The 25,092-nt window shown below is 67.7% G+C and carries 23 protein-coding genes and 1 tRNA gene; 11 read left to right on the top strand and 13 right to left on the bottom strand.

The annotated features are described in order from the left end of the window. Nucleotides 1-24: 24 nt before the first annotated feature. The 7 genes from ACZ5ZX_RS07940 to ACZ5ZX_RS07910 form a co-directional block, all read right to left on the bottom strand. Nucleotides 25-630 (bottom strand): GTP-binding protein, encoded by a 606-nt coding sequence (locus ACZ5ZX_RS07940; RefSeq protein ID WP_026466899.1) that lies wholly within the window; start codon nucleotides 628-630, stop codon nucleotides 25-27. Further along, complete coding sequence (locus ACZ5ZX_RS07935) at nucleotides 611-982, bottom strand: DUF742 domain-containing protein (RefSeq protein ID WP_061982202.1); 372 nt, start codon at nucleotides 980-982, stop codon at nucleotides 611-613. Before ACZ5ZX_RS07935 ends, ACZ5ZX_RS07940 begins: the two co-directional genes overlap by 20 nt. Further along, nucleotides 979-1,389, bottom strand: coding sequence for a roadblock/LC7 domain-containing protein (locus ACZ5ZX_RS07930; protein WP_037341577.1), 411 nt, complete (start codon nucleotides 1,387-1,389; stop codon nucleotides 979-981). Before ACZ5ZX_RS07930 ends, ACZ5ZX_RS07935 begins: the two co-directional genes overlap by 4 nt. Next, complete coding sequence (locus ACZ5ZX_RS07925; RefSeq protein ID WP_465501249.1) at nucleotides 1,390-3,915, bottom strand: sensor histidine kinase; 2,526 nt, start codon at nucleotides 3,913-3,915, stop codon at nucleotides 1,390-1,392. A 371-nt stretch (nucleotides 3,916-4,286) separates the two neighbouring features. Beyond that, complete coding sequence (locus ACZ5ZX_RS07920) at nucleotides 4,287-4,637, bottom strand: hypothetical protein (RefSeq protein WP_465501248.1); 351 nt, start codon at nucleotides 4,635-4,637, stop codon at nucleotides 4,287-4,289. Nucleotides 4,638-4,852: 215 nt separating this feature from the next. Then, the gene (locus ACZ5ZX_RS07915) at nucleotides 4,853-6,034 is read right to left on the bottom strand and encodes a kynureninase (protein ID WP_465501629.1); all 1,182 of its coding nucleotides are present in this window, start codon (nucleotides 6,032-6,034) and stop codon (nucleotides 4,853-4,855) included. Then, nucleotides 6,018-6,665, bottom strand: a complete 648-nt coding sequence (locus tag ACZ5ZX_RS07910) for a transcriptional regulator (RefSeq protein WP_465501247.1) — start codon at nucleotides 6,663-6,665, stop codon at nucleotides 6,018-6,020. Before ACZ5ZX_RS07910 ends, ACZ5ZX_RS07915 begins: the two co-directional genes overlap by 17 nt. A gap of 149 nt (nucleotides 6,666-6,814) precedes the next feature. Between ACZ5ZX_RS07910 and ACZ5ZX_RS07905 the strand changes: the two genes are divergently transcribed. From ACZ5ZX_RS07905 to ACZ5ZX_RS07895, 3 genes are all read left to right on the top strand, one after another. Next, on the top strand, nucleotides 6,815-8,680 hold the full coding sequence (locus ACZ5ZX_RS07905) for an AMP-dependent synthetase/ligase (RefSeq protein WP_465501246.1): 1,866 nt from the start codon (nucleotides 6,815-6,817) through the stop codon (nucleotides 8,678-8,680). 794 nt (nucleotides 8,681-9,474) lie between these two features. Further along, nucleotides 9,475-10,731 carry an HNH endonuclease signature motif containing protein gene (locus tag ACZ5ZX_RS07900; RefSeq protein WP_465501245.1) on the top strand — a complete coding sequence of 419 codons (1,257 nt, stop codon included), beginning with the start codon at nucleotides 9,475-9,477 and terminating at the stop codon, nucleotides 10,729-10,731. A gap of 183 nt (nucleotides 10,732-10,914) precedes the next feature. Further along, nucleotides 10,915-11,571, top strand: coding sequence for a maleylpyruvate isomerase N-terminal domain-containing protein (locus ACZ5ZX_RS07895; protein ID WP_465501244.1), 657 nt, complete (start codon nucleotides 10,915-10,917; stop codon nucleotides 11,569-11,571). Here the strand turns inward: ACZ5ZX_RS07895 and ACZ5ZX_RS07890 are convergent. Then, nucleotides 11,568-12,461 (bottom strand): SDR family NAD(P)-dependent oxidoreductase, encoded by an 894-nt coding sequence (locus ACZ5ZX_RS07890; protein WP_465501243.1) that lies wholly within the window; start codon nucleotides 12,459-12,461, stop codon nucleotides 11,568-11,570. The genes ACZ5ZX_RS07895 and ACZ5ZX_RS07890 overlap by 4 nt on opposite strands. Nucleotides 12,462-12,833: 372 nt before the next feature. On the opposite strand from ACZ5ZX_RS07890, the gene ACZ5ZX_RS07885 reads away from it, so the two are divergent. Next, nucleotides 12,834-14,048 (top strand): MFS transporter, encoded by a 1,215-nt coding sequence (locus tag ACZ5ZX_RS07885; RefSeq protein ID WP_465501242.1) that lies wholly within the window; start codon nucleotides 12,834-12,836, stop codon nucleotides 14,046-14,048. A gap of 431 nt (nucleotides 14,049-14,479) precedes the next feature. Here the strand turns inward: ACZ5ZX_RS07885 and ACZ5ZX_RS07880 are convergent, their stop codons facing one another. Further along, nucleotides 14,480-14,674 (bottom strand): hypothetical protein, encoded by a 195-nt coding sequence (locus ACZ5ZX_RS07880; protein ID WP_465501241.1) that lies wholly within the window; start codon nucleotides 14,672-14,674, stop codon nucleotides 14,480-14,482. Between the two features lie 66 nt (nucleotides 14,675-14,740). Between ACZ5ZX_RS07880 and ACZ5ZX_RS07875 the strand changes: the two genes are divergently transcribed. The 4 genes from ACZ5ZX_RS07875 to ACZ5ZX_RS07860 all read left to right on the top strand — a co-directional run bounded on the left by ACZ5ZX_RS07875 (nucleotide 14,741) and on the right by ACZ5ZX_RS07860 (nucleotide 20,687). Beyond that, entirely contained in the window at nucleotides 14,741-15,973 is a 1,233-nt protein-coding gene (locus ACZ5ZX_RS07875; protein ID WP_465501240.1) for a GGDEF domain-containing protein, read from the top strand. 96 nt (nucleotides 15,974-16,069) lie between these two features. Beyond that, nucleotides 16,070-18,232 carry a phospholipase A2 gene (locus tag ACZ5ZX_RS07870; protein WP_465501239.1) on the top strand — a complete coding sequence of 721 codons (2,163 nt, stop codon included), beginning with the start codon at nucleotides 16,070-16,072 and terminating at the stop codon, nucleotides 18,230-18,232. A gap of 172 nt (nucleotides 18,233-18,404) precedes the next feature. Further along, nucleotides 18,405-20,033: an LCP family protein gene (locus ACZ5ZX_RS07865; protein ID WP_465501238.1), complete on the top strand. Its 1,629-nt coding sequence runs from the start codon at nucleotides 18,405-18,407 to the stop codon at nucleotides 20,031-20,033. Between the two features lie 183 nt (nucleotides 20,034-20,216). Then, nucleotides 20,217-20,687: a helix-turn-helix domain-containing protein gene (locus tag ACZ5ZX_RS07860; RefSeq protein WP_465501237.1), complete on the top strand. Its 471-nt coding sequence runs from the start codon at nucleotides 20,217-20,219 to the stop codon at nucleotides 20,685-20,687. Nucleotides 20,688-20,818: 131 nt separating this feature from the next. On the opposite strand, the gene ACZ5ZX_RS07855 is transcribed toward ACZ5ZX_RS07860, so the two are convergent. Further along, entirely contained in the window at nucleotides 20,819-22,279 is a 1,461-nt protein-coding gene (locus ACZ5ZX_RS07855) for a flavin-containing monooxygenase (protein ID WP_465501236.1), read from the bottom strand. 121 nt (nucleotides 22,280-22,400) lie between these two features. On the opposite strand from ACZ5ZX_RS07855, the gene ACZ5ZX_RS07850 reads away from it, so the two are divergent. After that, nucleotides 22,401-22,958 carry a TetR/AcrR family transcriptional regulator gene (locus ACZ5ZX_RS07850; protein ID WP_465501628.1) on the top strand — a complete coding sequence of 186 codons (558 nt, stop codon included), beginning with the start codon at nucleotides 22,401-22,403 and terminating at the stop codon, nucleotides 22,956-22,958. Between the two features lie 235 nt (nucleotides 22,959-23,193). Further along, nucleotides 23,194-23,601, top strand: coding sequence for a hypothetical protein (locus tag ACZ5ZX_RS07845; RefSeq protein ID WP_465501235.1), 408 nt, complete (start codon nucleotides 23,194-23,196; stop codon nucleotides 23,599-23,601). Between the two features lie 3 nt (nucleotides 23,602-23,604). Here ACZ5ZX_RS07845 and ACZ5ZX_RS07840 read toward each other — a convergent pair whose 3' ends face one another. Then, nucleotides 23,605-23,826, bottom strand: a complete 222-nt coding sequence (locus ACZ5ZX_RS07840) for a DUF3618 domain-containing protein (RefSeq protein WP_005165704.1) — start codon at nucleotides 23,824-23,826, stop codon at nucleotides 23,605-23,607. A 124-nt stretch (nucleotides 23,827-23,950) separates the two neighbouring features. Here ACZ5ZX_RS07840 and ACZ5ZX_RS07835 point away from each other — a divergent pair. Continuing rightward, nucleotides 23,951-24,024: transfer RNA gene (locus ACZ5ZX_RS07835), tRNA-Leu, on the top strand. A 49-nt stretch (nucleotides 24,025-24,073) separates the two neighbouring features. Here ACZ5ZX_RS07835 and ACZ5ZX_RS07830 read toward each other — a convergent pair. Continuing rightward, the gene (locus tag ACZ5ZX_RS07830) at nucleotides 24,074-24,337 is read right to left on the bottom strand and encodes a hypothetical protein (RefSeq protein WP_465501234.1); all 264 of its coding nucleotides are present in this window, start codon (nucleotides 24,335-24,337) and stop codon (nucleotides 24,074-24,076) included. Between the two features lie 22 nt (nucleotides 24,338-24,359). After that, on the bottom strand, nucleotides 24,360-24,983 hold the full coding sequence (locus tag ACZ5ZX_RS07825; protein WP_465501233.1) for a nucleotidyltransferase domain-containing protein: 624 nt from the start codon (nucleotides 24,981-24,983) through the stop codon (nucleotides 24,360-24,362). Between the last annotated feature and the right edge of the window lie 109 nt (nucleotides 24,984-25,092).

Genomic DNA, 25,092 nt, shown 5'->3' with positions numbered 1-25,092 from the left:
AAAGCGTCCTTCAGGGAGCGAGGGTCAACGGCCCTGAGGCAGTCCCGCCGCCAGGTCGGAAAGCGCGAGCACGTGCTCCATCAGCACGGTCAGCACCTGCTTCGTCGACTCGCGCTCCCGCGCGTCGCACAGCAGCAGCGGGACGTCCATGCCGACGTCGAGCGCCTGCCGGACCTCCTCGGTGCCATAGCGGTACGCGTTGTCGAAGCAGTTGACCGCGACGACGAACGGCAGCCCACGACGCTCGAAGAAGTCGACAGCCGCGAAGCAACTGTCGAGTCGGCGCGTGTCGGCCAGCACGACGGCGCCGAGCGCACCTTCGGCGAGCTCGTCCCACATGAACCAGAACCGGTCCTGCCCCGGCGTGCCGAACAGGTACAGGATCAGCTCGGGGTTGATGGTGATCCGGCCGAAGTCGAGGGCGACCGTGGTGGTCGTCTTCTTCTCGACACCGGTGAGGTCGTCGACGCCCTCGGACGCCGCGGTGATGACCTCCTCGGTGCGCAGCGGGGGAACCTCGCTGACCGAACCGACCATCGTGGTCTTACCGACCCCGAACCCGCCGGCGATGAGGACCTTGACCGCGTTCGCGGTCAAGGATCGCCGGGGCTCAGAGTTTCCGGATGCCATCAAGAACCGCCTGGAGTACGTGTTTGTTGGGGGTGTCGGTGACCGGTGTCGCGGTGCGGAACAGCACGAGGTTCTGTTCGATGAGGTCGCTCAACAGCACCTTCACCACCGGCAACGGCAGATCTATGCGCGCGGCGACCTCCGCGACCGAGGTCGGTCTCTGGCAGAGGGTGAGGATCCGCCCGTACTCCGGCTCGAAACCGGCGACCTCGTGCGCACTGCGCATGGCGACCACCAGTGTGATCAGGTCGAGGCCGATCGTGTCCGAGCGGGTGCGCCCGCCCGTGACGGCGTACGACCGGACCAGCGGCCCGGCCTCGTCCTCGAACCACGACTCGTGCCGCCCGCTCATGGCGACGTGGGTGTCGCGGCACGGGGAGCCGAAGTGAGCACCGCGCCGACTCGTTTGACCATCAGGTTCATCTCATAGGCCACGAGGCCCATATCCGCGTCCTCCTTGGCCAGCAGCGCGAGGCACGCGCCGCGACCGGCCGCGGTGACGAAGAGGAACGCGTGGTCCATCTCCACCATGGTCTGGCGGACGTTGCCGCCGCCGAAGTGCCGTCCCGTGCCCCGAGCGAGGCTCTGGAACGCCGACGCGACCGCGGACAGGTGCTCGCCGTCCTGCTCCGACAGGTTGCCGGACCGTCCGATGAGCAGGCCGTCCGAAGAGAGGACTACCGCCCTGTCGGCACCGCTGACCCGCTTGACCAGGTCATCCAGCAACCAGTCGAGTTCACTGACTCCCGCGTTGGCCATCTAGTCACGATCTCCGTACATGTCGAGGTCGGTGTAGTCGTCGGTGGGTTCGGTGTCCCTGGCACGCCGGGTTCCCTGCTGGAACGCGGCGAGACGGTTCCTGGCCAGCTCCGGGGTGTCCTCGCGGACCTCCTCCTGCTGCGCGGCAGGCCGGTCCTCCATCAGCTGGGGGACCAGGTTCGTCTGACGTCGGCGCTGCGGCAGCGGTGGCCTGCCGGGCGCCTCGGGGCCGGGCCGCCGGGTCTGCGGCGGACGGCCGTCCTGCGGTCGGGAATCGGCCGGCGGCCAGGCAGGCGGCTGCACCGGCTGCGGCCGTGCCTCGGCACGCGCGGGCTCGGGCCGGATCGGCTCGGGGCGCGGCGTCTCGGGCCGGGGCATGCCGGGCCGGAGCCGCGGAGGAAGCGGCGGCAGCGCGGCACCCGGCGAATCGGGTCCCGGCGGCTGATGCGCGGGCGACTGCGAGACCGGCGCCTGCGGCGCGACCGGCATCGGCACCGGGAGCTCCGGCCGTTCCGCGGGAAGCTCGGTGCGGTGACGGGCACGACGGCCAGGGCGCAGCGGTGCGGCGTCCGGCACCTCGGTGCTCTCGGGGTCCACCTCGTCCTCCGGCTGATCAGACGGGACCGGCGCGAGCAGGTCGGTGCGGACGAGCACGATGGCCCTGGTGCCGCCGTACGCGGATTCGCGCAGGTGCACGGAGATCCCGTGGCGGGCGGCGAGCCGCGCGACCACGAACAGGCCCAGCCGTGGCTCGGCTGACAGGGCCATGATGCCGAAGTCCGGCGGATCGGCCAACATCGCGTTCAGCTCGGCGGCCTGTTCCGGCTCGATGCCGAGACCCTGGTCCTCGACCTCGATCACGACACCCTTGCCGACGACGTTGCCGCGCAGCTCGACCCGCGACTGCGGCGGCGAGAACGAGGTCGCGTTGTCGATCAGCTCGGCGAGCAGGTGCACGAGGTCGCCGACGACCGGGCCCTGCACCGCGATCGCGGGCATCTTCGCCGTCTTGACCCTGGCGAAGTCCTCGGTCTCGGCCGAGGCGCCACGGGTCAGCTCGGCGAGGGTGACCGGCTTGCGCCACTGACGGCCGGGCTGGCCGCCACCGAGAATGATCAGGTTCTCCGCGTTGCGGCGGGCGCGGGTGGAGAGGTGGTCCAGCTGGAAGAGCGTTTCCAGCTGCTCCGGGTCCTCCTGCTTGCGCTCGGCCTGGTCGAGCACCTTGAGCTGGCGGTGCACGATGACCTGGCTGCGGTGCGCGATGTTGAGGAACACCGCCTTGGTGCCCTCACGGGTCCTCGCCTCTTCGACGGCGGCCGCGATGGCGGTCTGCTGCGCCTTGTTGAAGGCCTCGGCGACCTGGCCGATCTCGTCGTCGCCGTGGTCGAGGAAGTGACCCTTGTCGTCGAGGTCGACGGGTTCGCCCGCCCGCACCCGGTCCACCAGCTCCGGCAGCCGGATCTCGGCGACGTCGAGGGTGTCCTCGCGCAGCCGGGCCAGCCTGCCGATGAGCCGGTTGGACAGCCGCAGGGCGACGACGAACACGCCGATGGCCATCAGCAGCGCGATGGCCGCGGCGATGGCCGAGGTGATCAGCGTCCGGTCGGCCTCGTCGATGGCTTCCGTCGTGGCCGCGCCACTCTGCTCGACGAAGCCCCGCATCATCGCGTCACCGACGCCGCGGGCCGACTGCAGCCAGACCTGCTCGGGTATCGGCAGCGTGGCCTTGCTGTTCTGCAGGAAGGTGTTCTCGACCGTGCTGACGGCCTTCCACGGGTCACTCGCGACGAGCTGGTCGAACTTCGCCTTGACGCCCGGGGCCATCCTCGTCACCGACGACTCGAGCAGAGACCGGTACGAACCGACCTGGGTGACGTACGCGCGGTAGGTCTCGTCGGTGAAGCCGCCACCCGCCACGGCCGCGGCGGCGAGGGAGTTCGACCGCTGCAACTGGTCGATCGCGGTGAACAGCGGCACCGCGGTGATCCGCTGGTAGGCGTTCTCCGCGTTCGGCGCGTCCTGGGCGAAACCGGTGAGACCTTCGACGAACTGGTCGACGATCTGGTTGTAGAAGGTGAAGGCGTCGAGCAGCGGCAACTGACCGGAGTCGGCCGACTGCCGGATCTGCGGCATCTTCTGGAAGAGCCCGTTCACCGTGGCGACGTTGCGCTGCACGCTGTCGGGCGAGTTGCCGACCAACGTCTGGAGATAGCTGACGACGTTTTGGGTGGCGGCGTCGGTCTTGGCGCGCTGCTCCACGAGCGCGGCATGCTGCGAACGGTCGCCCGCGAGCTCGCGCAGCGTCAGACGGCGCTCCTCCTGGATCTGACCGAAGAACGGGACCGTGGGCGCTTCCGAAGCCCGGATCCGCTGCGCGTAGTCACGGCCGTTGACCGCGTCGAAGATCAGGTAACCGCCGATCGCGAGACCCACGAGCATCAGCGCGATGCTCGGAATGAGCGCGATCGTCAGAACGCGCGAACGAATCGATGAGCCGCGGCCTCGTCGAAGTGGAATTTGCTTCACCGTGGTCCGTTTTCCTTCCGGCAGTTTGGTGTCGGGTCGCCGGGGATCTCTTCACCCGCGGGATCCGATAGCCGGATCAACACAGCGTGGTCCGCTCCGCCCGCGAAGACGCTAGGAGACCCAAACGGGTGAGTCAAGTCCAGACGCGAAGAGTAGTCACGTCTCGCGGTGACTCTCTGACCAGAGGGTTGTCGACCTGGTGAGTCCACCACGTGGACCAGGGCACCAGCCAAGTGACTCACCAGTAGGTCACCTGGCGGTTTACCGCAGGCAGCGGCTTGATCGACGCTCTCCGGACTCGATCGAGTCACGTCTCGTCACGCTCGCTTCGCCGTGAAAAAGTCGTCGAAAACTACTGGCCGTGACGTCGCTCACGCTTTCGGACCAGCGCTCCACATACCGTTCGGTTTGCGAACGACATCACCGCGGAGGAACGCCGTCGTAACGCCGTTCGCACCACGAAATCGAGAATCACGGACACTTATCGCCACCGATTCGGCGAAATGATCTTCGTCGGCGTCGCCGAGCTCGTCATCGAGGAGTGCGTCAACCTTCCCGGAGGCGTCCCGGAGCATCCGGACTCCCGCCCAGCAGAGGGTCGCCACCCCACAGATCAGGATCGCGACGAGCACTGTCTCGACGGGGTAACGCGCGCCGAATTCGTTCAGCAGGAAACCGGAGGCGATCCCGAACAGGGCGACGAGGACGTAGTTGAGCGACACGAATCCCTCCTTCTCCCGGCGCCATGGCCCGCGCCTCGCCGCTGAGCCGGGCGACGTGGGTTTCCCTTACGCCACAGGGGAAGGATCTACGTCACACACGCGGCGAGAGCGAAAGACGAGATTAACAGCGAATTCGCGGAAGATCGCTTCGTCTCCCCCGGAGGGGCGAGGGCGGTCACCTTTTTGCCACCGATTCCCGAATGAAATTCATTGTTTCAGCTCCGGAGCTCCCGAAGCGTGGTGACGGCGCGGAGCACCTCGCTGTAGGTGGTGTAGAGCGGCGCGAGCCCGAACCGCAGCACGTTCGGCGGGCGGAAGTCCCCGATCACCCCGCGCTCGATCAACGCGGCCATGGTCTTGGCCGCGTCGTCGTCGACGACCGAGATCTGGTGCCCGCGATCGCTCCCGCGCGGGGTCAGGATGGTCGCGCCGCCGAGGAGTTCGTCCGCGCACCGGAAGAAGAACTCGCCGAGCGCGAGGCCCTTCTCCCGCAGCAGAGCGCGATCCACGCCGTCCCAGACGTCGAGGGCGGCGTCCAGCGCGAGCAGCGAAAGGATGTCGGGAGTGCCTGCACGGCCACGCTCGACCCCGGCGTGCGCCTCATACGCGCCGCGCATCGCGAACGGATCACGATCGCCGGCCCAGCCCGCCAGCGGCTGCTCGAACCGGTCCAGCCACTTCGTTGCCACATAGAGGAAAGCGGGCGCGCCAGGCCCGCCGTTGAGGAATTTGTAGGTACAGCCGACGGCGAGGTCGACACCGGCCGCGTCCAGTTCGACCGGGAGCGCGCCGACGCTGTGGCAGAGGTCCCAGAGTGCCAGCGCCCCGGCGCGGTGCAGCGCCTCGGTCAGCGCGGGCAGGTCGTGGGCGCGTCCGCTGACGTAGTCGACGTGGTTGATCAACGCGACGGCCGTCCGTTCGCTCACCTCGGACGGCATGTCCTCGGCGACGACCCGCCGTACCGTCCGCCCGGTCAGCCTGGCGACCTCGTCGGCGATGTAACCGTCGGTCGGGAAGGTGTCCGCGTCGACGAGGAGCTCGTCGCGGCCGGGGTTGAGCCGAGTCGCGGCGACCAGCGCCTTGAACAGGTTCACGCTCGTCGAATCCGCCACGACGACCTGCCCCGGCGCGGCCCCCACCAGCGGCGCGATCCGCTCGCCGACCCGCACCGGCGCCTCCCACCAGCCCTCCGACCAGGACCGGATCAGCCGTCCGCCCCATTCCTCGCGCACGACCGCGGCGACCCGCTCCGCCACGTGCTTCGGCGGCGCGCCCAGCGAGTTCCCGTCGAAGTAGGCGATCTCCGGGTCGAGGTCGAAGGCGTTCCGTACCGGCGCCAAGGGATCGGCCGCGTCCAGCGCCGCGGCCTCGGCTACGAGGTCAGTCACGGCGGTAATCGTCGGCGAGGGTGTTCCAGAAGTCCAGCTCGTATGCCTGGAACAGCCGCGCATGCGTCCGAGCGTCCTTTTCGGACAGACGACCGGCGTCGAGCGCGGCCTGCACGGCCTTGACGGCCAGCTCCTCCAGTTCCGGCGACGGCGCGCCGAAGAAGTCGAAGAAGGCGCACGCCTCGTCGTCGAAGCCGTACCGCTCCCGCATCGCGGCGGCGATCGCGGCGCAGTACCGGCCGAAAGCGGCGAAGTTGGCGACGATCGCCACGATGACCTCGGCGGGTTCGCCGTTCAGCGCCAGCCAGGCGACGAACGCCGGATACGCCTGGCATCCCGCGCGCGGCTCGAAATCAGGCGATTCCTCGGCGAGCGAAGGCAGCTTGCCGAGCGCGAGCCCTTCGCCCGAGGCCAGCGTCGCGAAGAACTCCCGCGCGCCCTGCTCCTGCGAGCGCGACGCGAGCATGAGGAAGCTGCGCCAATCACTGCGGACGATCCGGTACTCCTCCGCCGCGATCGCGGCGAAGACCTCTCGTGCCGCCTTCCCCCGGCCCACCAACGGGACGAGCCGGTTGTCGTCGTCGTGCGGTGCGAGTTCCGCCTGCACCGCGTCGATCAGCTCACGTGCCGAACCGGTCATCGTCAAGGCTCCCCTTCGTTCGGAACTGACGCGATGAAAACGGAAAATGTGGACATTTCGCAGCCCGCGACCATGGCCGCGATTCTCTATCCAGCACCGCCGACAGCGCTTACAGTGTGCCTGATCAGGCAGCATCGAGGAGGCCAGCGTTGACCACCCAGCCGACCGTCGCCGAGCAGATCGAAGGCCAGACCATCCCCGCCCTGCTTCACCGCAACGCCGAGGAGTTCGGTGAACTGCCGGCGGTCACGTCACTCGACATCGAGGGCAAGCCGACCCTGAACTGGCGTGAGTTCCGCACCGCCATCGCCGAGGTGTCACGCGGCCTCGCCGGGCTCGGTCTCGGCGCCCGCGACCGGATGCTGATCATGGCGCCGAGCAGTCCCGAACATCTGATCGCCGACCTCGCCGCGGCCCATCTCGGCGCGATCCCCTGCACCGCCTACGCGACGCTCAGCCCGGAGCAGATCGGGTTCGTCGCCCGGCACAGCGCCGCCGGTGTCGTGGTGCTCGCCGGTGCCGACGAACTCGGCCGCTGGTCACAGGTCCTCGACGACCTGCCCGCGCTGCGGCACGTCGTCGTACTCGACGCGTCCGTGATTCCCCCGGACGACAAGAGGTTCCTGTCCTTCGCCGATCTACGCGCGGCGGGCGCCGAACAGCACGCGGCCGATCCGGCGGCGTTCGAGACGGCGTGGTCCGCGATCACCCCGGACGATCCGCTGTCGATGATCTACACCTCCGGCACCACCGGCGACCCGAAAGGTGTCGTGCTGTCCCACCGCAACGCCATCTACCAGGCCGTCGCGGTCCAGCGGCTGCACGATTCGCCGATGCACGCCACGAACATCGCGTACCTGCCGCTCGCCCACATCGCCGAACGCGAACTGTCGATCTACATGCCGATCGTGTGGGCCGGGCACGTGCACACCGTCGGCGACCCGAGCGCCGTCGTCGGCGCGCTGGGCCAAGTGCATCCGAAGAGCTTCTTCGGTGTCCCGCGCGTCTGGGAAAAAATGGTGGCGGGGCTGAAGAACCTGCTCGGCTCGGTACCTGAGGACAAACGCGCCGCGCTGCTCGGTGCCAACGAACTGCTGCAGCAGGGCTACAAACTGCGCAGTGACGGCAAGGAGGTGCCGCCGGAACTGGCCGAGAAGATCGCGCAGGCCGACGCCGCCGCGCTCGCGCCGGTGCGGGCCATGCTCGGCCTGGACCAGATCGAAGTCGCCTCCAGCGGTGCCGCCGCGCTGCCGGTGGAGATCCTGTACTTCATCGCCGGGCTCGGCGTCGAGATCCAGGAGGTCTGGGGTCTGTCCGAGACCACCGGCGCGGTCACCTCCAACACGCCGTCGGCGTTCAAGGCCGGTTCGGTCGGCCGCCCGCTGGAAGGTATCGAGGTGAAGGTCGCCGAAGACGGCGAACTCCTCGTCCGCGGCGCGATCGTCTTCCTCGGCTACCTGCAGGAGGACGGCTCGATCAAACCGGACGTCGACGCCGACGGCTGGCTCGCCACCGGTGACATCGGCACGATCGACGAACGCGGTTTCGTCACGATCACCGACCGCAAGAAGGAACTGATCATCACTTCGAGCGGCAAGAACATCGCCCCGACGAAAATCGAGGGCCTGCTCAAGGAACACCCGCTGATCGGACAGGCCGTCGCGATCGGCGACGACCGGCCCTACGTCACCGCGCTGATCGTCGTCGACGACGAGATCGCCCCGGGCTGGGCGACCGCGAACGGCGTCCAGCTCACCGAAGGCGAATCGCTCGCCGACAACGCGCAGGTGCTCGCGGAGATCGAGAAGGCCGTCGAGTCGGCGAACTCGCGGCTGGCGCGGATCGAGCAGATCAAGCGCTACCACGTGATCCCGAAGGCGTGGACGCCGGAAACCGGCGAGTTGACGCCGACGCTGAAGCTGAAGCGGCGGATCATCAACGACCGGTACGGGCCCGCGATCGCCGATCTCTACGCCGCCGCTCCGGAACCTGCTCCGGCCGCCGCCGGTTCCTGAGCCCCGAGAACGCCATGAAAGGTCCTTTCCTTGCAAATTTTGCAAGGAAAGGACCTTTCATGGCGCCTTTTTCATCCTGGTTGGCGGTGCTCTTGCGAGGTCAGGACCCGTGAGACACGCTCGAACGCCGCCGGTCAGAGCCACCGCCCACGTCACCGGGCCCGAAAGGTGGTCGTTAGTGGTAAGTGTCGTTAGAACGACACTTACCACTAACGACACCTCCTAACCCCAGGATGAAGAAGGCTCATCGCCCGCGACGGGCCCCGCACTCGGCTCTTGCGACCACCTCGGCGCATCCGCCGGAAGGCTTCGTAGCGAAGGTGCCTACGCGCACTACGCGTCTTGTAAGTTTGGTGCTCCACGTAGTTTCGGTGCCGCAGCTCCTAGGCTCACCCAAGGAAACTGGACCGTCACGCCTTCCCAGTACCCGGACAACGGAACCAATGTCCACAAGGGACACTTCCATATCTCGGTCGGCCAGTGGCGTTTCAAGCCCCGGCGAAGGTGCCTACGCGCCCTTAATTTTGGTGCTCCACGTAGTTTCGGTGACGCAGCTCCCAGGCTCAGCCGAGGAAACTCAACCAGCACGCCTTCATGTACTTCAACGCGGAAAAAGGCACCAATATCTACAAAGGACACTTCCATATCTCGGTCGGCCAGTGACGTTTCAAGCCCCAGCGAAGGTGCCTACGCGCGCTACGCGCCTTTAAGTTTGGCACTCCACGTAGTTTCGTTGCCGCAGTAGTCTGAATATGCGATGGCACACCTGTTCGAGCACCGGTATTGTTGGGGTCGTGGCCAGCGAAAACAGTCCCCAGGTAGTGCGCTCCGAGTGGTGGCGTGCCGATACTGCGACGCTGCACGCCCGCAAACAGGAAATCGAAGTCTTGAAGCGACAGTTGGAGGCAGAGCAGTACGCGATCCTCGCGGAAATCAATTCCCGCGGTATCCGCGGCTGCTCCGGCCATTCCACGCTGGCGGCGATGATCTTCGAAGACTTCCAGGTCACGGACGCGGAAGCCGGGGCCCGTGCCGATCGGGTCTTGGCGTTGCATCCCGGGCCGTCTATCGGCGGAGACCCTCAGCCGCCGCTGGCGCCGTTGACCGCCGAAGCCGCCACGGAGGGCGCGATCGGGGGTGCGCAGATCGACGCGATCATCCGCACCCTCGCCCGCATCCCCTCCACCGTCCCGGAGGAGGCCGTGCGGGGCGGGGAGAAAATCCTCGTCGACTTGGCCCGGTGTGCTGGTCCTCGGCAGATCGCCCGTGCCGGACGACGACTCTTGGACACACTCGATCCCGACGGCAAAGAACCCCGCAACGAAGACCCCACAGACACCCGGCCAGAGTTACGGTTCGTCAAACACCGCGACGGAACACTCGGCCTCAAAGCCAGACTCGACCTCGAAACCTACGCGCGGTTGAAGTCCGACCTCGACCCAATGGCCAAACCCCACAAAGCCATCGACGGGGTCCGGGACTCCCGCACCCAGGACGAACGCTACGGCGACGCCTTCACCGACTACGTGCGGCTCAAGACCACCAGCCGGAACCTCCCCGGCCAGGCCGGGGAAGCCACCCACATTCTCGTCACCCTGTCGTACGAGGACCTGATCCGGGACATCGGTGAAGCACATCTGGACCTGGTCGGGCCGATCAGCGCCACCGACGCCCGCATCCTCGCCTGCGACGCCCGCGTCCGACCCGGCGTCCTCGGGACCGCGGGCGAACCACTGGACATCGGCCGATCCAAACGCACCGTGTCGCTGGCCCAGAAATACGCACTCACCCTCCGCGACAGCGGCTGCGCCTTCCCCGGCTGCGACATGCCCGTACCCCGCTGCACCGCACACCACATCATCTTCTGGCGACACCACGGCGAAACGAAGATCGACAACCTCGTGCTGCTCTGCACGAAGCACCACCGCTTGATCCACCACAGCGAATGGAAAGTCCAGATCGCCCAAGACGGACTACCGGAGTTCACCCCACCCGCTTATCTCGACCCCACCGGCCAACCCAGACGCAACACCATGCACCTCAGGACATAGACCGACCGACAGGGACAGACCATGCCTTCACCCACGACGCCTCCGCGGGTCATGAGTGACGATTCGGCCTAGAGCCACAGGTGTTTCAGGTACCTACCGACGGGCGGGTTCGGTAGCGGTCCGGTTCCTGAAGCGTCCCGAAAAGGGTCGCCACCACAGCGCCGCCACTGCTAACTTGCCGCCGTGGATCTCTTCTCCCGCTCTTGGGCGGCGCTCCTCGCCGCCGTGGCCGAAACCCCCGACGAAGACTTCGCCAAACCGTCCGGCTGCGCCGGGTGGCTGGTCCAGGACCTGGTGTGTCACCTGGTGATCGACGCGCAGGACGTCCTGATCACCCTCGCCACCCCCGCCGAAACCGAGCCGACGCGCAACGCCGTCACCTACTGGGAGCTCTCCGACAAGCCGCCGACCGGGGAAGACGACCTCGACGCGCTGATCGTCCGTCTCGCGGCCGCCTACCAGGAGCCGCGGCTGCTCAAGTTCCACCTCGACGACGTCGGTTCCGCCGCCGGCCGGGCCGCCGACCTCGCCGACCCCGGGATGCGGGTCGCCACCCGGGACATCGTCCTGTCCGCGGGCGACTTCCTTTCCGCGTACGTCCTCGAGTGGACGCTGCACCACCTCGACCTGGTCGCGCACCTGCCGCATCTCAAGGGCCCTGCCGACGACAGCCTCGCCAAGACTCGGCAGATCCTGGAGCAGCGCACCGGGGAGAAGTTCCCGGCGTCGTTCTCCGACACGGACGCGCTGCTGATCGGCACCGGACGTCGCCAGCCGACCGACGCGGAGAAGGCCGCACTCGGCGACCTGGCCGCGAAGCTTCCGTTCGTCGTCGGCTAAGCGGTCCGGGTCGACTCCGTCCACTTGCGCAACCGGGGCGGGACACGCTTTTCGAGGCCGTAGTTCTCCAGGTGCGCGCTGAAGACCTCGTCGAAGGCGCGTTGCACGGTCTCGGTGTCCCACACCGGGCGCTCGAGGATGGGTTCCTTCAGGTACGGCTGCCCCATCACGTGCAGCTGCGGCCCGTTGCAGCGGATCATCTGCCCGGTGATCCCGTCGGATCCGGCGCCGAGCAGGAAGAGCACCACCGGCGCGATCCGCGACGGCGTCCGGTCCGGCGGGCACGCCCGCAGCGATCGTTCGGACTTCCACACCATCCGGGTGTGCGCGAGCGGGCAGACCGCGTTCACGCGGATCCCGCTTTCCTCCAGGTCGAGCGCCCAGGAGTAGGTGAGCGAGGCGACGGCGCCCTTGCTGGCGGCGTACACGCCGAGCTTGCGCTGGCCGAGCGACGCGCCGGAGGAGATGTTGACGATGGAGCCCGGCGTGCCGCGCGCGACCATCGCCTTGATCGCGGCGAGGCCGGTGTACATGACGCCGAGGACGTTCACCTCGACCAGTTCGCGGGCCTGCTCGACGTCGTCCTCCCACGGGAGGGCCTCGTAGTTCAGGCCCGCGTTGTTGACCAGCCCGTCGATGGCGCCGAACTCGGCGAGGCAGAGGTCGACGATCTCCTGGGCCTGCTTCGGGTCGGCGACGCTGTGCCCGCTGGCGACCGCCCGGCCGCCGAACCGGCGGATGTTCTCCGCCGTCCGCTCGGCCAGCTCGGCGTCGACATCGTTGACCACGACGGCCCCGCCCGCTCTCGCCACGTGCACCGCGAACGCCTCGCCGAGCCCCCGCCCCGCCCCGGTCACGACGACGGCCTTGTCGTCGAGCAAACCGTTCATGGCCTCACCCCTTTTGTACCCGGCCGGCCTCAGCGTCCAGACCGGTCTCCTCTCAGTGTTGGCCCATTCAGCCCAACCGGAACGCGGGCGGCGGCAAGCGGCGCCCCGGCTGCGCCGAGCGAGTGCGGGGCGATCGGTGCGCAGATACCCACGCACGAGTCAGACCGACGTCACTCGCCCATCAGACGGCGTAGCTCGATCGGCCCAACAGGGGAAGGAATCACCGGTCTTCTGTTCGTCTCCCTGTAGCCGGAGGCATACTGAACGTTGTTCGGCGGGCCCTCCGCAGTGACTCCCTAGTCCGCCACGTAACAGGGCAGGCAAGAATGCGAGGGAGCTAAGTTCACCCGATCGGGGGGAGGTGGTCACGCAGTGAGGACGAACGCGGCGCCGAGGATGACCGCCGCCCTGGCGAACCGCGAGTTCCGCGCACTCTGGCTCGCCGAGGTGCAGTCCCTGATCGGGGATCAGCTCACCATCGTCGCGCTGGCGATCCTCGTCTACGACCGCACCGGTTCCGCGCTGCTCTCGGCGGTGGTCTACTCCCTGACCTTCCTGCCCGCGCTGGCAGGCGGTCTCGGCCTCTCCCAGCTGGCCGACCGCTATCCGAGGCGCACCGTTCTCGTCGTCTCGTCCCTGATCCAGGGGGTGCTGATCGCGATCATGGCGATCCCCGGCACCCCGCTCGCGCTGTTGTGCGGGCTGGTGGTGCTCGCGCGGCTCGCGAACGCGCCGGGCAACGCGGCGCAGAACGCGCTGACGCGCGAGGTCTTCACCGACGACGACCTCTATCTCAAGAGCCAGGACATCCGCGGTATCTCGACCAACACCGCCATGCTGCTCGGCCTGGCGGGCGGCGGTCTGCTGGTGTCGCAGGTCGGGGCGAGCTGGGCACTGGCGCTGGACGCGGCGACGTTCCTGCTGAGCGCGGCCGTCGTCCGGTTCTCCGTATCCCGGCGGGCGGCCGCGTCCGATGGCGGCGGCAGCTGGTTCGGGGCGGTGAAGCAGGTCTTCGGCAACCGTCACCTGCGGGTGCTGGTCTGGTTCTCGTGGCTGGTCGGCCTCGCCGTCATCCCCGAAGGACTGGCCGCACCGCTCGCCGCGGAGATGGGCGTGGGGAAACAGGCCGTCGGCTGGCTGCTGGCCGCCGATCCGCTGGGCTTCGTCATCGGCGCGTTCCTGCTCTCGCGGTTCGTCTCTGCGGAACAACGGCGGAAGCTGCTCGGTGTGCTGGCGGCACTGCCGATGGTCGCCTTGATCGCCTTCGCGCTCAAGCCGGGGCTGATTCCGGCGTTGCTGCTGCTGGCGGCGGCGGGTGCGGCGGGGGCGTACCTGATCACGGTGAGCGCCACGTTCATCACCTGGGTCCCGAACGAGCTCCGGGGCGGTGCGGGTGGGGTGTACCGCACGGGGTTGCGGGTGGCTCAGGGCATAGGGGCGGGACTCGGCGGGCTCGCCGCCGATCGGCTCGGGGCCGCGACCTCGGCCATCGCACTGGCAGGCGTGGTCGGCCTGCTGCTGGCCGTCCTGGTCGCGCTCAGCTGGGGGCACATCAACGGAACCACCCCGGAACCGCTGCTGTCATGAGGAATCCACACTGGACGACCCCTGGGGCGGCACGGCCGCCCGGCGGGTTCGTACGCGGAAATCTCGACGGGACACTGCTGGGGCACCTCGGTCTAAAACAATCATCCGACCTGAAACGGCTCTGGATCAGAAGTCACGGCTCGACACGGTCACTCACCTCCGGCACACCTCGCTGCGAACTAATACCTTGTCCGGGCTCAGAAGTCACGGCTCGACACTATCGGTCACCCCTTCCACACCACGTCTCGAAAAACATTCAGCAAGCAAGATCAGAAATCACGGGACACGATTGCCACCTCCGGTCCGTGTTCGCGGGCAAGGCGAGTCAGGGGCACACGGCCGCGGCCGCCCTTGCCGGTGTCGAACAACTGATGCGATGGGATGATACCGGCCGTGGAATACGAACGGTGTATCAGTCGGTACCGGTGAGATTACTCAGCCGTGCCAACCGCGCGGAAAAGAGGTAGCAATTGCCAGCCGAGACCGGCGATCGCCGCCAGCACGGCGACGGTACCGGCGACCGTGACGATGTGGCTGCGACAGCCGCCGCCGAGAGCGATGTCCCGGTGACCGAACGCGGGCGGACAAGCCCGGAAGGTGACCAGGCCGAACCGCCGCGACGTCATCCCTACGACCCCAGGGCGTGGGCGCTGTGGCAGCGGCCGAAACGCTTCATCGCGTTCCTTTTCGCCATGGAGGCGGTCGGAATCGCGGTCATGGTCATCGCGACGATGAATTCGACGGCACCGGGAAAAACGGACTGGGTTCGATTCGCGATTCTCGCCGTCGGCGCCACGGCGCATATTCAGCTGACCCAGCGGCAAGAGGAAAGGCGCCGCGACCGCAGCCATACCGTTCTCATCGACCTCACCGCCGTTTGGACATTTCCGGCCGCGGTGATCCTGCCGCTTTCACTGACGCTTTCCATCATCGCACTCGTCCGGATCCAGCATTGGTTCATCGCCCGGCGACCGGCGCACAACTTCGTGTTCTCCTCGGTCACCCACGGCGTTTCGGTGACACTGGCCTCGCTCACCTTCGCCGCGTTCGGCCCGCATGAATGGGGACGGATTTCCGGTTGGGACACACTCGGCGAATTCGGCGTCCTGATCATCACCGGGATGGTCTTCGAGGCGGTGCAGATCGCCTACATCGGCGGCATCCTCACGCTCGGCTCGCCGAAGCGGCCGTCGGTGTCGACCGTACTGGGCAATGCGGCGGACAACCTGCTGGAGGCCATCACGATCGGCCTCGGCGCGGTCACCGCGGTACTGCTGTTGATCATGCCACCGATGGTGATCGTGATGGCCGTGGTGACGGTGGTGTTCAATCGCCTCGCCGAGATCGACCAACTGCAAAACGACGCGCGGACGGACCCGAAAACCGGTGTTCTCAACATGCGCGGATGGTCGGAGTCGGCCGATCGGGCACTCGGAAGGACTGCCCGATCGGACGACAACCTTGCCCTCCTGATGATTGATCTCGACCACTTCAAGTGGATTAACGACACATATGGGCATCCCGCGGGCGACGACGTCCTCCGCGATGTGGCACGGAAATTGGACGAGGTCACCCGGCCCGCCGACGTCATCGGCCGGTTCGGCGGCGAGGAATTCCTAGTCCTTCTGCCGGATATCGACGAAACCGCCGCGAAACTCGCCGCCGAGCGAGTGCGCAGCGCAATCGCCGAACTGCATATAGTGACTACCGACAAACGAGGCAGCCGCGTCACCATCTCGGGCCGTACTACCTCGATCGGGGCTGCCTTGTTCCCTCGTCACGGTGAATCTTTGGAAGAACTTCTCCACGCCGCCGACGCGGCCGTCTACGTGGCGAAGGAGAACGGCCGGAACCAGGTCCGGTTCGCCCAGGATGTGGAACGACCCCCTCCTCCCGAAGACCGCGCCACGCGTTTGGCGGACTGAACGCGGCCGGTGGTCGCTCTTGCTCAGGGCGCCAGGGGGTGAACCCGGGGGTTATCCGGATGTCGGCCCCGATCGGCGGATGGCACCCTGGACGGCATGCCAGCGACAGCCGACGCCGACGCTCGTCCTGCCAGGATCCGGCGGCCATGGTCGACGTCCGGCTGGTTACTGCTGGTCACGGTGCTGGTGTTCGGTTTCGGCCTGATCGCGTCACGGCCTGCCTCGCCGCCGGTCCAGGGGCCACCGGCGGGTGACATCCTCGCCGCGCAGAACGCCGTCGACGCCCTGGTGCGCCCTGGCCCGGTCGAAGACGCCATCGCGAAGCTGCCCGCCGACTTCACCGCGGTCAGCGGGATCACCCCCGGGGTGATGACGGCGCGGGACGGCACCGTGCGCGCCGTCCACACCGACGGCGGCTGCTCGGCACCGTGGGGCGACGACAACACCAAGTGGGACTACGCCGTCCCCTGCAAGGCCCACGACCTCGGCTACGACATCCTCCGCTACGCCGAACGGAAAGGTCACCCGCTCGGCCAGGAGGCGAGGAGCGCGCTCGACGACCGGCTCTCGGCCGACATGCGCCACACCTGCGTGCTCAACCCGATGGACTCGGGCGGCACCTGCGAGGTCGTCGCCTCCCTCTATACCGCCGGTCTCGTGCTCAACTCCTGGCACCAGCGGTGGGGGCCACCGGTCGGCGATCCGCTCGGCCCGATGGTCGTCGGGGTGCTGGTGATCGGCGCGCTGCTGGTGTTCCGCCTCCGCGGCTGGGTCCGCACCCGCCGGACCGCCGTCACACTCCCCCGCGAACCGCGTCCGGTGGCCCCGGTCGGCCGATGGGCCCTGCTCGGTGTCGCCGGGGTCGTGCTGATGCTGCTCGGCGAATCCGCGGTCGCGCTCGTGCATTGGACGGGCGTGCCGGAGCGGTCGTTGTGGCCGTTCACCTGGCTCGCTCAGCTCTGTCCGCTGATCTTCTTCGCGGTGGGCCGGATCAACGAAGCGGGCTGGCGCTCGATCCGCGCGACCGGCGGCCGCTATTCGCAGTACCTCGCCGACCGCGCGAGTCCGTTGCTGCGCCCGGCGCTGATCTTCGCCGTCGTCGCGCTGGTCGTCCCGCTCGCGCTGGAGGTGCTGGGGATCCCGGCCGGCACGAACGCCACCGTCATGCGGATCGCGCTGCACCCGCTCTGGCTGCTCGGCGTCTTCCTGCTGACCGTCGTCCTCGCGCCCGCCCTGCTGTCGCTGTACCGCCGGACGCGAACCGCCTCCGTCGCCGGGCTGCTGGCCTTGACGCTGGCGAGCGAGGCCGCGGCGCAGTGGTCGGGCTCGGCCATCCCGCGCTACGCGGAGACGTTGTTCCTCGCGCTGTTCGTCCAGCAGCTCGCGTTCGCCCACGCCGACGGCGTCCGGCCGCCGCGTGGCGTCCTTCTGGCGGTGGCGTTCACCGGTGCCGCCGGGCTGGGCCTCGCGATCGCCGTCCGAGGCGAAGGGGTGATGCTGCTCGGCGGCCCCGGCGCTCCGGCCGCGCTGTCGGGTGCGCCGTGGGGCGTGCTCCTGCTCGGTCTCGTCCAGCTCGCGCTGCTCGGGCTCCTCGCGCGGCCACTGGCCGGGCTCGGCGAACGGCCGGCGGTCGTCGCCACCGCCCGCCTCATCCTCCGTGCTCCGATGAGCCTCTACCTCGGCTTCCTGTCCGCGATGCTGCTGCTCGTGGCCGTCGTCTACCTGCCGGATCCGTTCGTGGACGGCCTCAGCTGGCTGGCCAGGCCGAGGGTCCTGCTCGCGCTCGCGCTGCTGGCCGTCCCCGCGGTACTGGTCTTCTGGTGGTTCGAGCGCCATTCAGGACCACAACAGCGGGTGGTCGACGAGCCGGGCCTGCGCGCCGCGGTGTTCTGCCGCGCCGCGGCGACGGTCGGGATGGCGTACGCGATGCTCGGCGTCTTCGGCTTCGCGCTGGCCCGCTTCGGTGGTGCCTCCGCCGACGCCGACCTCCTCGGGTTACGGCTCGGGCCGGTGCAGAGCCTGGTCAATCTGCTACTCGGCGTCTACCTCCTGCACACCGTGCGCAACGGAACGAGCCGGATGACCGGGACGTGGCTGGTGTGTGCGGTCGCGTGCGCGCCGCCTTTGATGGGCGCCCTCGACGGGAAGCAGGTGAGCGCCGCGGCGGTCGCGCTGCCCGTCGCGACGATCGTCGTCGCGATGCTCGCCGCCGCCGCCAGCCTGGTCCCGGCACGCGCCGCCCGCCGTGTGCTCCCCTGACTCCGCCGCGAGTCACACGGCGCTGACCAGGCCTTCTCCGTACCATTGGAAGGAAACCGGTGGTGCGTGCCACATCTTCGGGGGGATGTGTAATCCTGCGACAACCCTCAACAGGCACCATGCGTCCCTTGAGAAGACCGTCGACCGGTAACGAAGAGAAGGAGCAGACCGCGTGGAGTACCCGCCTCGGAATGGGCATGGGGACCGACGTCCCGCCCGGCCTAGGCAGGACGCGCCCGGACGCGTTCCTCCCCGTCCGGCCCCGCCCCGTGGATCGCGCCCGGCACCCGCCCGGCAAGCTGCGGGCACGCCGCCCCGGCGGAACGAACCCCGGCGAGCCCCGCGGCGCTCGTTCCGCGGCCCCAAGATCGCACTGGGTCTCGTCTCGCTGCTGGTGATGGGTTTGACCGGCTACGCGTGGGCCGCGATGGACGGGCTGACCTTCGCGAACGTCGGCATCGGCGCCGACGAGGGCGACAAGCCCGCGGACGGCGCGCGCGACATCCTGCTGGTCGGCCTCGACAGCCGCACGGACGCGCAGGGCAACCCGCTGTCCAAGGAACTCCTCGCACAGTTGCGCGCCGGGCAGGCCGACGGCGAGCTGAACACCGACTCGCTGATCTTCGTGCACATCCCGAACGACGGCTCCAAGGCCGTCGCGATCTCTCTGCCGCGTGACTCCTACGTCGACATCCCCGGCGGCTTCGGCAAGCACAAGATCAACTCCGCCTACGCCCGCGCGATGCTCAGCGAACGCAAGAAACTGCAGGAAGACGGCGTCTCCGACCCGAAGGAACTCGACCAGAAGGCCAACGAGGCCGGCGCGAAGACGCTGATCAAGACGGTCGAGAAGCTGACCGGCTCGACCATCGACAACTACGCCGCGATCAACCTGCTCGGCTTCAGCGAGATCACCCAGGCCATCGGCGGGGTCGATGTCTGCCTCAACGACGACGTCAACGACCAGTTCTCCGGCGCGAAGTTCACCAAGGGCCCGCACACCATCTCCGGTGTCGAAGCGCTCGGCTTCGTCCGGCAGCGCCACGGTCTGCCGCGCGGCGACCTCGACCGGGTGGTCCGCCAGCAGGTGTTCATGGCCGGGATGGCGCGGAAGGTGCTCTCCGCCGGCACGCTCGCGAACCCTGGCAAGCTCAACGACCTGATCACGGCCATCAAGAAGTCGGTCGTGCTCAACCAGAACTGGGACATCTTCGGCTTCGCGCAGCAGATGAAGGGCCTCACCGGCGGTCAGCTCGAGTTCCGGACGATCCCGATCGTCAACATCGAGTACAAGACCCCTGAAGACGGCGTCGCGATCCAGGTCGACCCCAAACAGGTCAAGGACTTCGTCCAGGGCGTCGCAGGCCCGCCGCCCGGCGAGCAGGCGCCGCCGCAGGCCGAGTCGCCCAACAAGGCGACCACGGTCGACGTCCGCAATTCGACGACCAAGGACGGACTGGCCGCGACGGTGCTGAAGCAGCTCGTCGACAAGGGCTTCACCGCGGGCGACACGGCCACGGCCAGCGCGCGCAAGAAGACGGTGATCTGGGTCGCCAAGGGTCAGCAGGCGGCAGGCAAGGCGGTCGCCGCCGAACTCGGGGGCAACCCGACCGTCCAGGAGGACAAGAGCGTCGAAGCCGGCCGCGTCATGGTCTTCCTCGGCTCGGACTACAAGCCGGCGAGCGGCGCGCAGGGCTCCGGTTCCTCACAGAACGTCGCGGGTTCGTCGGCCGCTGCCCCGCCGCCCGAGCAGTCCGACGAGAAGCCGATCACGGCCGAAGGCGTCCCCTGCGTCAACTGACGCGCTCGTTGGACGCGCAGGATTAACCCATTTGGCCCAACGGGTCAAAATCAGTGTGAAAAGCACCCCCGAAACCGCGTAAGAGCGGACGTCCTGCCGACTTTCATTCACGTGAGTGCGCTCGCCCCGGATCAGTCACCCGGGGTGAGCGGTGGAGAAGGTTGGCAAGGCAGGGGATGGGGAGTGCTGATCGACGCTGAGAACTATCAGCGGATACTCGGAGACGAGCTCCGCAAGCTCCGCCGTAAGCGTGGCTGGACACGCAAGGAGCTGAACCAGCATCTGCAGAGCGAGATCTCGCTCCAGACGCTGGCCACCTACGAGCTGGGCACCCGGCACTGTTCCGTGGTGCGGCTGGTCGAACTGTGCGTCGCGATGGACGAGCTGCCACAGGATCTGCTGGCCAAGGTGCACCGTCGCGTGTTCGTCGACGAACCCGGCCGGGTCCGGATCGACCTGCGCCTGGTGATCAAGGACGACCAGGAAGAACTGCTCCCACTGAGACGGTGGGCGGACGACCGGCTCAAACGGTCGGGCGACGCCGGGAGCGCCGAGGTCCACCTCGACTTTTCGGCACTGGAGCGGATGGCCGAACTCTGCGGCATCTCCACCGTCGATCTCATCGGAAGGCTTCGCCGGCTCAACCCCTCATGAGCGCGGCGCTCCCTGGTCCGTGAAGGCCTCGCCCCCCATCCTGGCCCTCACGGACCTCCCCCTTTTCGCGTGAAGGCCCCCTTCCCTCGGCTGAGCCGAGGGAAGGGGGCCTTCACGCGCGTCCGGCGGGTTCAGCCGAGGAGTTCGTAGTCCTCGCGCCGCACCTTGCGGGTGTCCAGCCAGTACCGCCAGGTGAAGCCGGGCCAGATCGTCCGGTTGACGCCCTTCGCGTCCAGGTACCAGCTCTTGCAGCCGCCTTGGGTCCAGATGCCCTTGGCGAGTTTGCGCTGGATCTCACCGTTGAACCGCTCCTGCGCCTCCGGCCGCGGGTCGAGCGCCTTGCCGCGGGCGAGCCGCAGCGCCTGCGCGACGTAGGAGATCTGCGCTTCGATCATGAACACCACGGAGTTGTGCCCCAGTCCGGTGTTCGGGCCGAGCAGGAAGAACAGGTTCGGGAACCCGGACACGGTGATTCCCTGGTACGTCCGCATCCCTTCGGTCGCCCACTCCTTGCCGAGGTTGCGCCCGTCCCTGCCGATGATCTCCAGATCGTCGAAGGCGTCGGTGACGTGGAATCCGGTGCCGTAGATGATCGCGTCGACCTCGTGCTCGACCCCGGCGCCGTCGACGATGCTGTGTTCGCGCACCTCCGTGACGCCGTCGGTGACGACGTCGACGTTGTCCCGCGCGAGCGCCGGGTAGTAGTCGTTGGAGACCAGGACCCGCTTGCAGCCCATGGTGTAGTCCGGCGTCAGCTTCCGGCGCAGCTCCGGATCCTTGACGCTCTTGTGGATGTTGCGTTTCGCGATGCGCTGGCCGATCTTCATCACCCACGGATGCCCGTTGAAGCCGATCGCGCGGGCTTCGAGCCCCCAGTAGAGGACGTCGCGGAAGGCGCGCTGCAGCAGGGGCACCGAGCGGAACGCCTGCTGCAGGGCCGACGGCATCTCGCGGTCCGGTTTCGGCATGATCCACGGCGGCGTCCGTTGGAAGAGCGTCAGCTCCTCGACATCCTTCGCGATCCGCGGGACGAACTGGATCGCGCTCGCACCGGTGCCGACCACGGCGACCCGCTTGCCGGTCAGGTCGTAGTCGTGCTCCCACCGCGCCGAGTGGAACGCGCGGCCCTTGAAGTTCTCGATACCCGGCAGTTTCGGGATCTGCGGCAGGTGCAACGCGCCGACCCCGGCCACGAGCGCGGGCGCCACGAACTCGTCACCCGACTTCGACGCGACGTGCCAGCGCTTCCCCTCGGCGTCCCAGCGGGCGCCGGTCATCTCCTGGCCGAAGCGGATGAAGCGGCGAAGCTCGTACTTGTCGGCGACGTCGCGCATGTAGCGCCAGATCTCCGGCTGCGGCGAGTACGCGCGGGACCAGCCGGGGTTCTGCTCGAACGAGAACGAGTACATATGCGAGGGGATGTCACAGGCGCAGCCGGGGTAGGTGTTGTCCCGCCAGGTGCCACCCACGTCGTCGGCCTTCTCCAGGATGACGAAGTCCTCGCGGCCCTCTTTCCGCAGCTGGATGGCCATGCCCAGACCGGAGAAGCCGGTCCCGACGATGACGACACCGGTCTCGGTGCGGTTGCCCATGACCCGACCTCTCGTTCGTATTACCTGTTACCGGGAGTTCACCTTACTTGAAGTAGGTTACCTTCGGTAGAGTGCTGCTGTGACGACGGCGAAGCGCAAACGCGTGCCACGGGCAGAGCGGATGCGGCAGATGATCGAGATCGCCGAAGAAGTCTTCTCCGAACGCGGTTACACCGCGGCCTCGATGGACGAGATCGCCGAACGCGTCGGCGTCTCCAAGCCGATGCTCTACGAGTACTTCAACTCGAAAGAGGGACTGCTGCTGGCCTGCATCCAGCAGTCGCGGGCGGCGCTGCGCGAGGCGACCGAACGCGCGACCGTGGGCGCCACCACCGCCGAGGAAGCGCTGCGGCGAGGTCTGCTCGCCTTCTTCGTCTTCATCCGGGAACGACGGCAGGCCTGGTCGCTTCTCCGGCACGAGATGGCCCTCATCGGCACGCCGGCCGCCGACGAGATCGAGCAGACCCGGCGTCAGCAGACCGACCTGATCGCCGCGCTGATGAGCGACTACATCGAAGCGGGCGACGACTTCCGCGCCGAAGCGTCCGCGGAATTCGTCGTCGGCGCGTGTGAACGACTCGCGATCTGGTGCGAACGACACGAGGACGTCAGCCCCGAAATGGCCACCGGATACGCGATGGACATCCTCTGGTCGGGCCTGTCGGCGAGGGCCCGCTGAAGCGACTGTGAAGATGCGCGTGCATTAGGCCATTCGGTCGTCACTCAGAGCACATTGCCGCCAGTGTCTTGTGACACAGAGTTGTCCTACTGTATCGATGACACTGTAGAAACTCTGATGGACAGTCACGACCTCCACCAGGAGGGGGCGCCGCTGCACGAAAGCGGCGTCATGGCGGCGGAGTGGCGAAGTCCACAGTAGTGACGCATGCTCGCGAGGGAGAGGGGTGAGGCGGATGACCGAACCGATCACCGCGTCGTACGTCCAGGAGGACGACGACTGGAAAATCACGGTCAGCGGCTCCGGTAAGGAACTGACCGGTCGCGCGCCGGGCATCATCGCGGCACGGGACCGGGCCGACCAGCTGGTCGAGAAACTGTCCCCGCCGGAGCGGTCGACCGTTGTGCACCTGCTCAACGGCAGCGCGCTCGAGTTCACCGCCGCCTACATGACGGCGAGACTCACACTCCCGGAGATCGAGCCCCTCGAGGTTCCTCCCCCGGCGAACGGCAAGGCCAAGGAGAAGATCGCCAAGCCGCCGGTGCCCCAGGGCAAGGAACTCCCGAAGGCCGTCGAGGAGGCGAAGTCCAAGAAGAAGGACGAGCCCGCCAAGGCACCGGCCAAGGCGGCCCAGACCTCCTGAGACCTACTTCAGGAGCTTGCGGATCAGCAGCACGCCGATCAGCACCGCACCGCCGATGAGCGGGTACTTCACCTTGGGCTCGTCCAGCTTCGCGCGCAGGCCGGTCTTCGCGGAATCCACCAGCTTCGCGGGGTTCGCCTTCGTGCCCAGCTGGTCGAGCGTGGCGACCAGCGCGTTCCTGGCCTGCTCGATCTCACGCTCGATGGTCTCCGGATCGCGAGCCACGTGTCCTCCTCGCCGCAACGTACCTGCAGGGGCCCCACGTTAGAGGACGTCACCCCCTCCGGCGGCACCGGCCACGCCGAGAAACGCCGATCGTGTCGCACGCTACGATTTCGAGGCGGTACTGGGGCCCGTAGCCCAATTGGCAGAGGCACACGGTTTAGGTCCGTGCCAGTGAGAGTTCGAGTCTCTCCGGGCCCACCCCAACCCCGCCGCACGCACCGGCGCGTGCGGCGGACCCGTCAAGTTCTCAACAGAGCAAGGCCCTCAAGTGTCTCGCGACGTCCTTGTCCGCCTTGGCCAACAAGCCGATCGCTTCATCATGACTTTCACCCAGCGCATGCTCACCCAGCCTGGCGCAGCAGATGACGTCAGACGCCGCGATGCCCGCGTGGACGCACAAGGTCACGTACGCGTCGGTCACTTCCTCGTGCTCGCAGGCAAGTTCGCGAATCGTGTCGGCTGCCTCGAGGAACTGATTCGCCTTGCCCAGGCGCCCGCGTTGGACGCTCACGTCGCACTGTCGAGTTCGCACGTCAGCCTTTTCTCGTTCTCAAGTGACTGGCCAGCCAAGCCCGGCTCCCGGCGACGGTGAGCCCGTCCCGCACCACATCGCGCAGGACGACCTCGTCGTATGCGCGGTCGGTGAGTTCGGCTTCCGTGAACTCCAGGGGACGAGTGTCGTTGCCGACCCAGCGGGTCACCTCGACCGCCAGTTCGTGAACCTGCGTTTCCCAGGGATCGTCATCGGCGTCATCCGGCCGGATCAGCAGAAGGTCCACGTCGCTGTCGTCTGTCATCTCGCCGCGTGCCACCGAGCCGAATACAGCGGCGTACACCGGCGGGATCTCCCACGACTCCAGACGATCCTCGATGCGCTCCAGGAGTGTCTTGCGCATTTGGGCGAGCCCGACGATGTGCTCCGCCGCGAGGTGATCACGATTGAGCCGGTACGCGAAGGCATTCCCGACCCTGTCGGACAACACGACACCCTGCTTCGTCAGGCGGCGCAGCACCTTACGGATGCCCTCCTCCGAATGCCGTGCCAGCAGCCGATGCAGCTGCCCGGTGGTGAAGATGCCGTCGTGGTTGGCGAGTACGGCGAGGACATCGCCGTCGACCGTGGGGGTGACCGTCATCAACGGTCGGCTCAAATCCACGATTCGCCTCCTCTAAGTACGCGCCGAGTTACCCACTATAGTACAGGAACAACAACTATAGTACAGGAAACCGGATTGTAGTTGATAGCCTCGCATCGCGCCCGTGAGG

The sequence above is a fragment of the Amycolatopsis sp. NPDC033938 genome (genome assembly GCF_055575975.1).
This window is presented reverse-complemented; position numbering and strand designations above follow the sequence as displayed.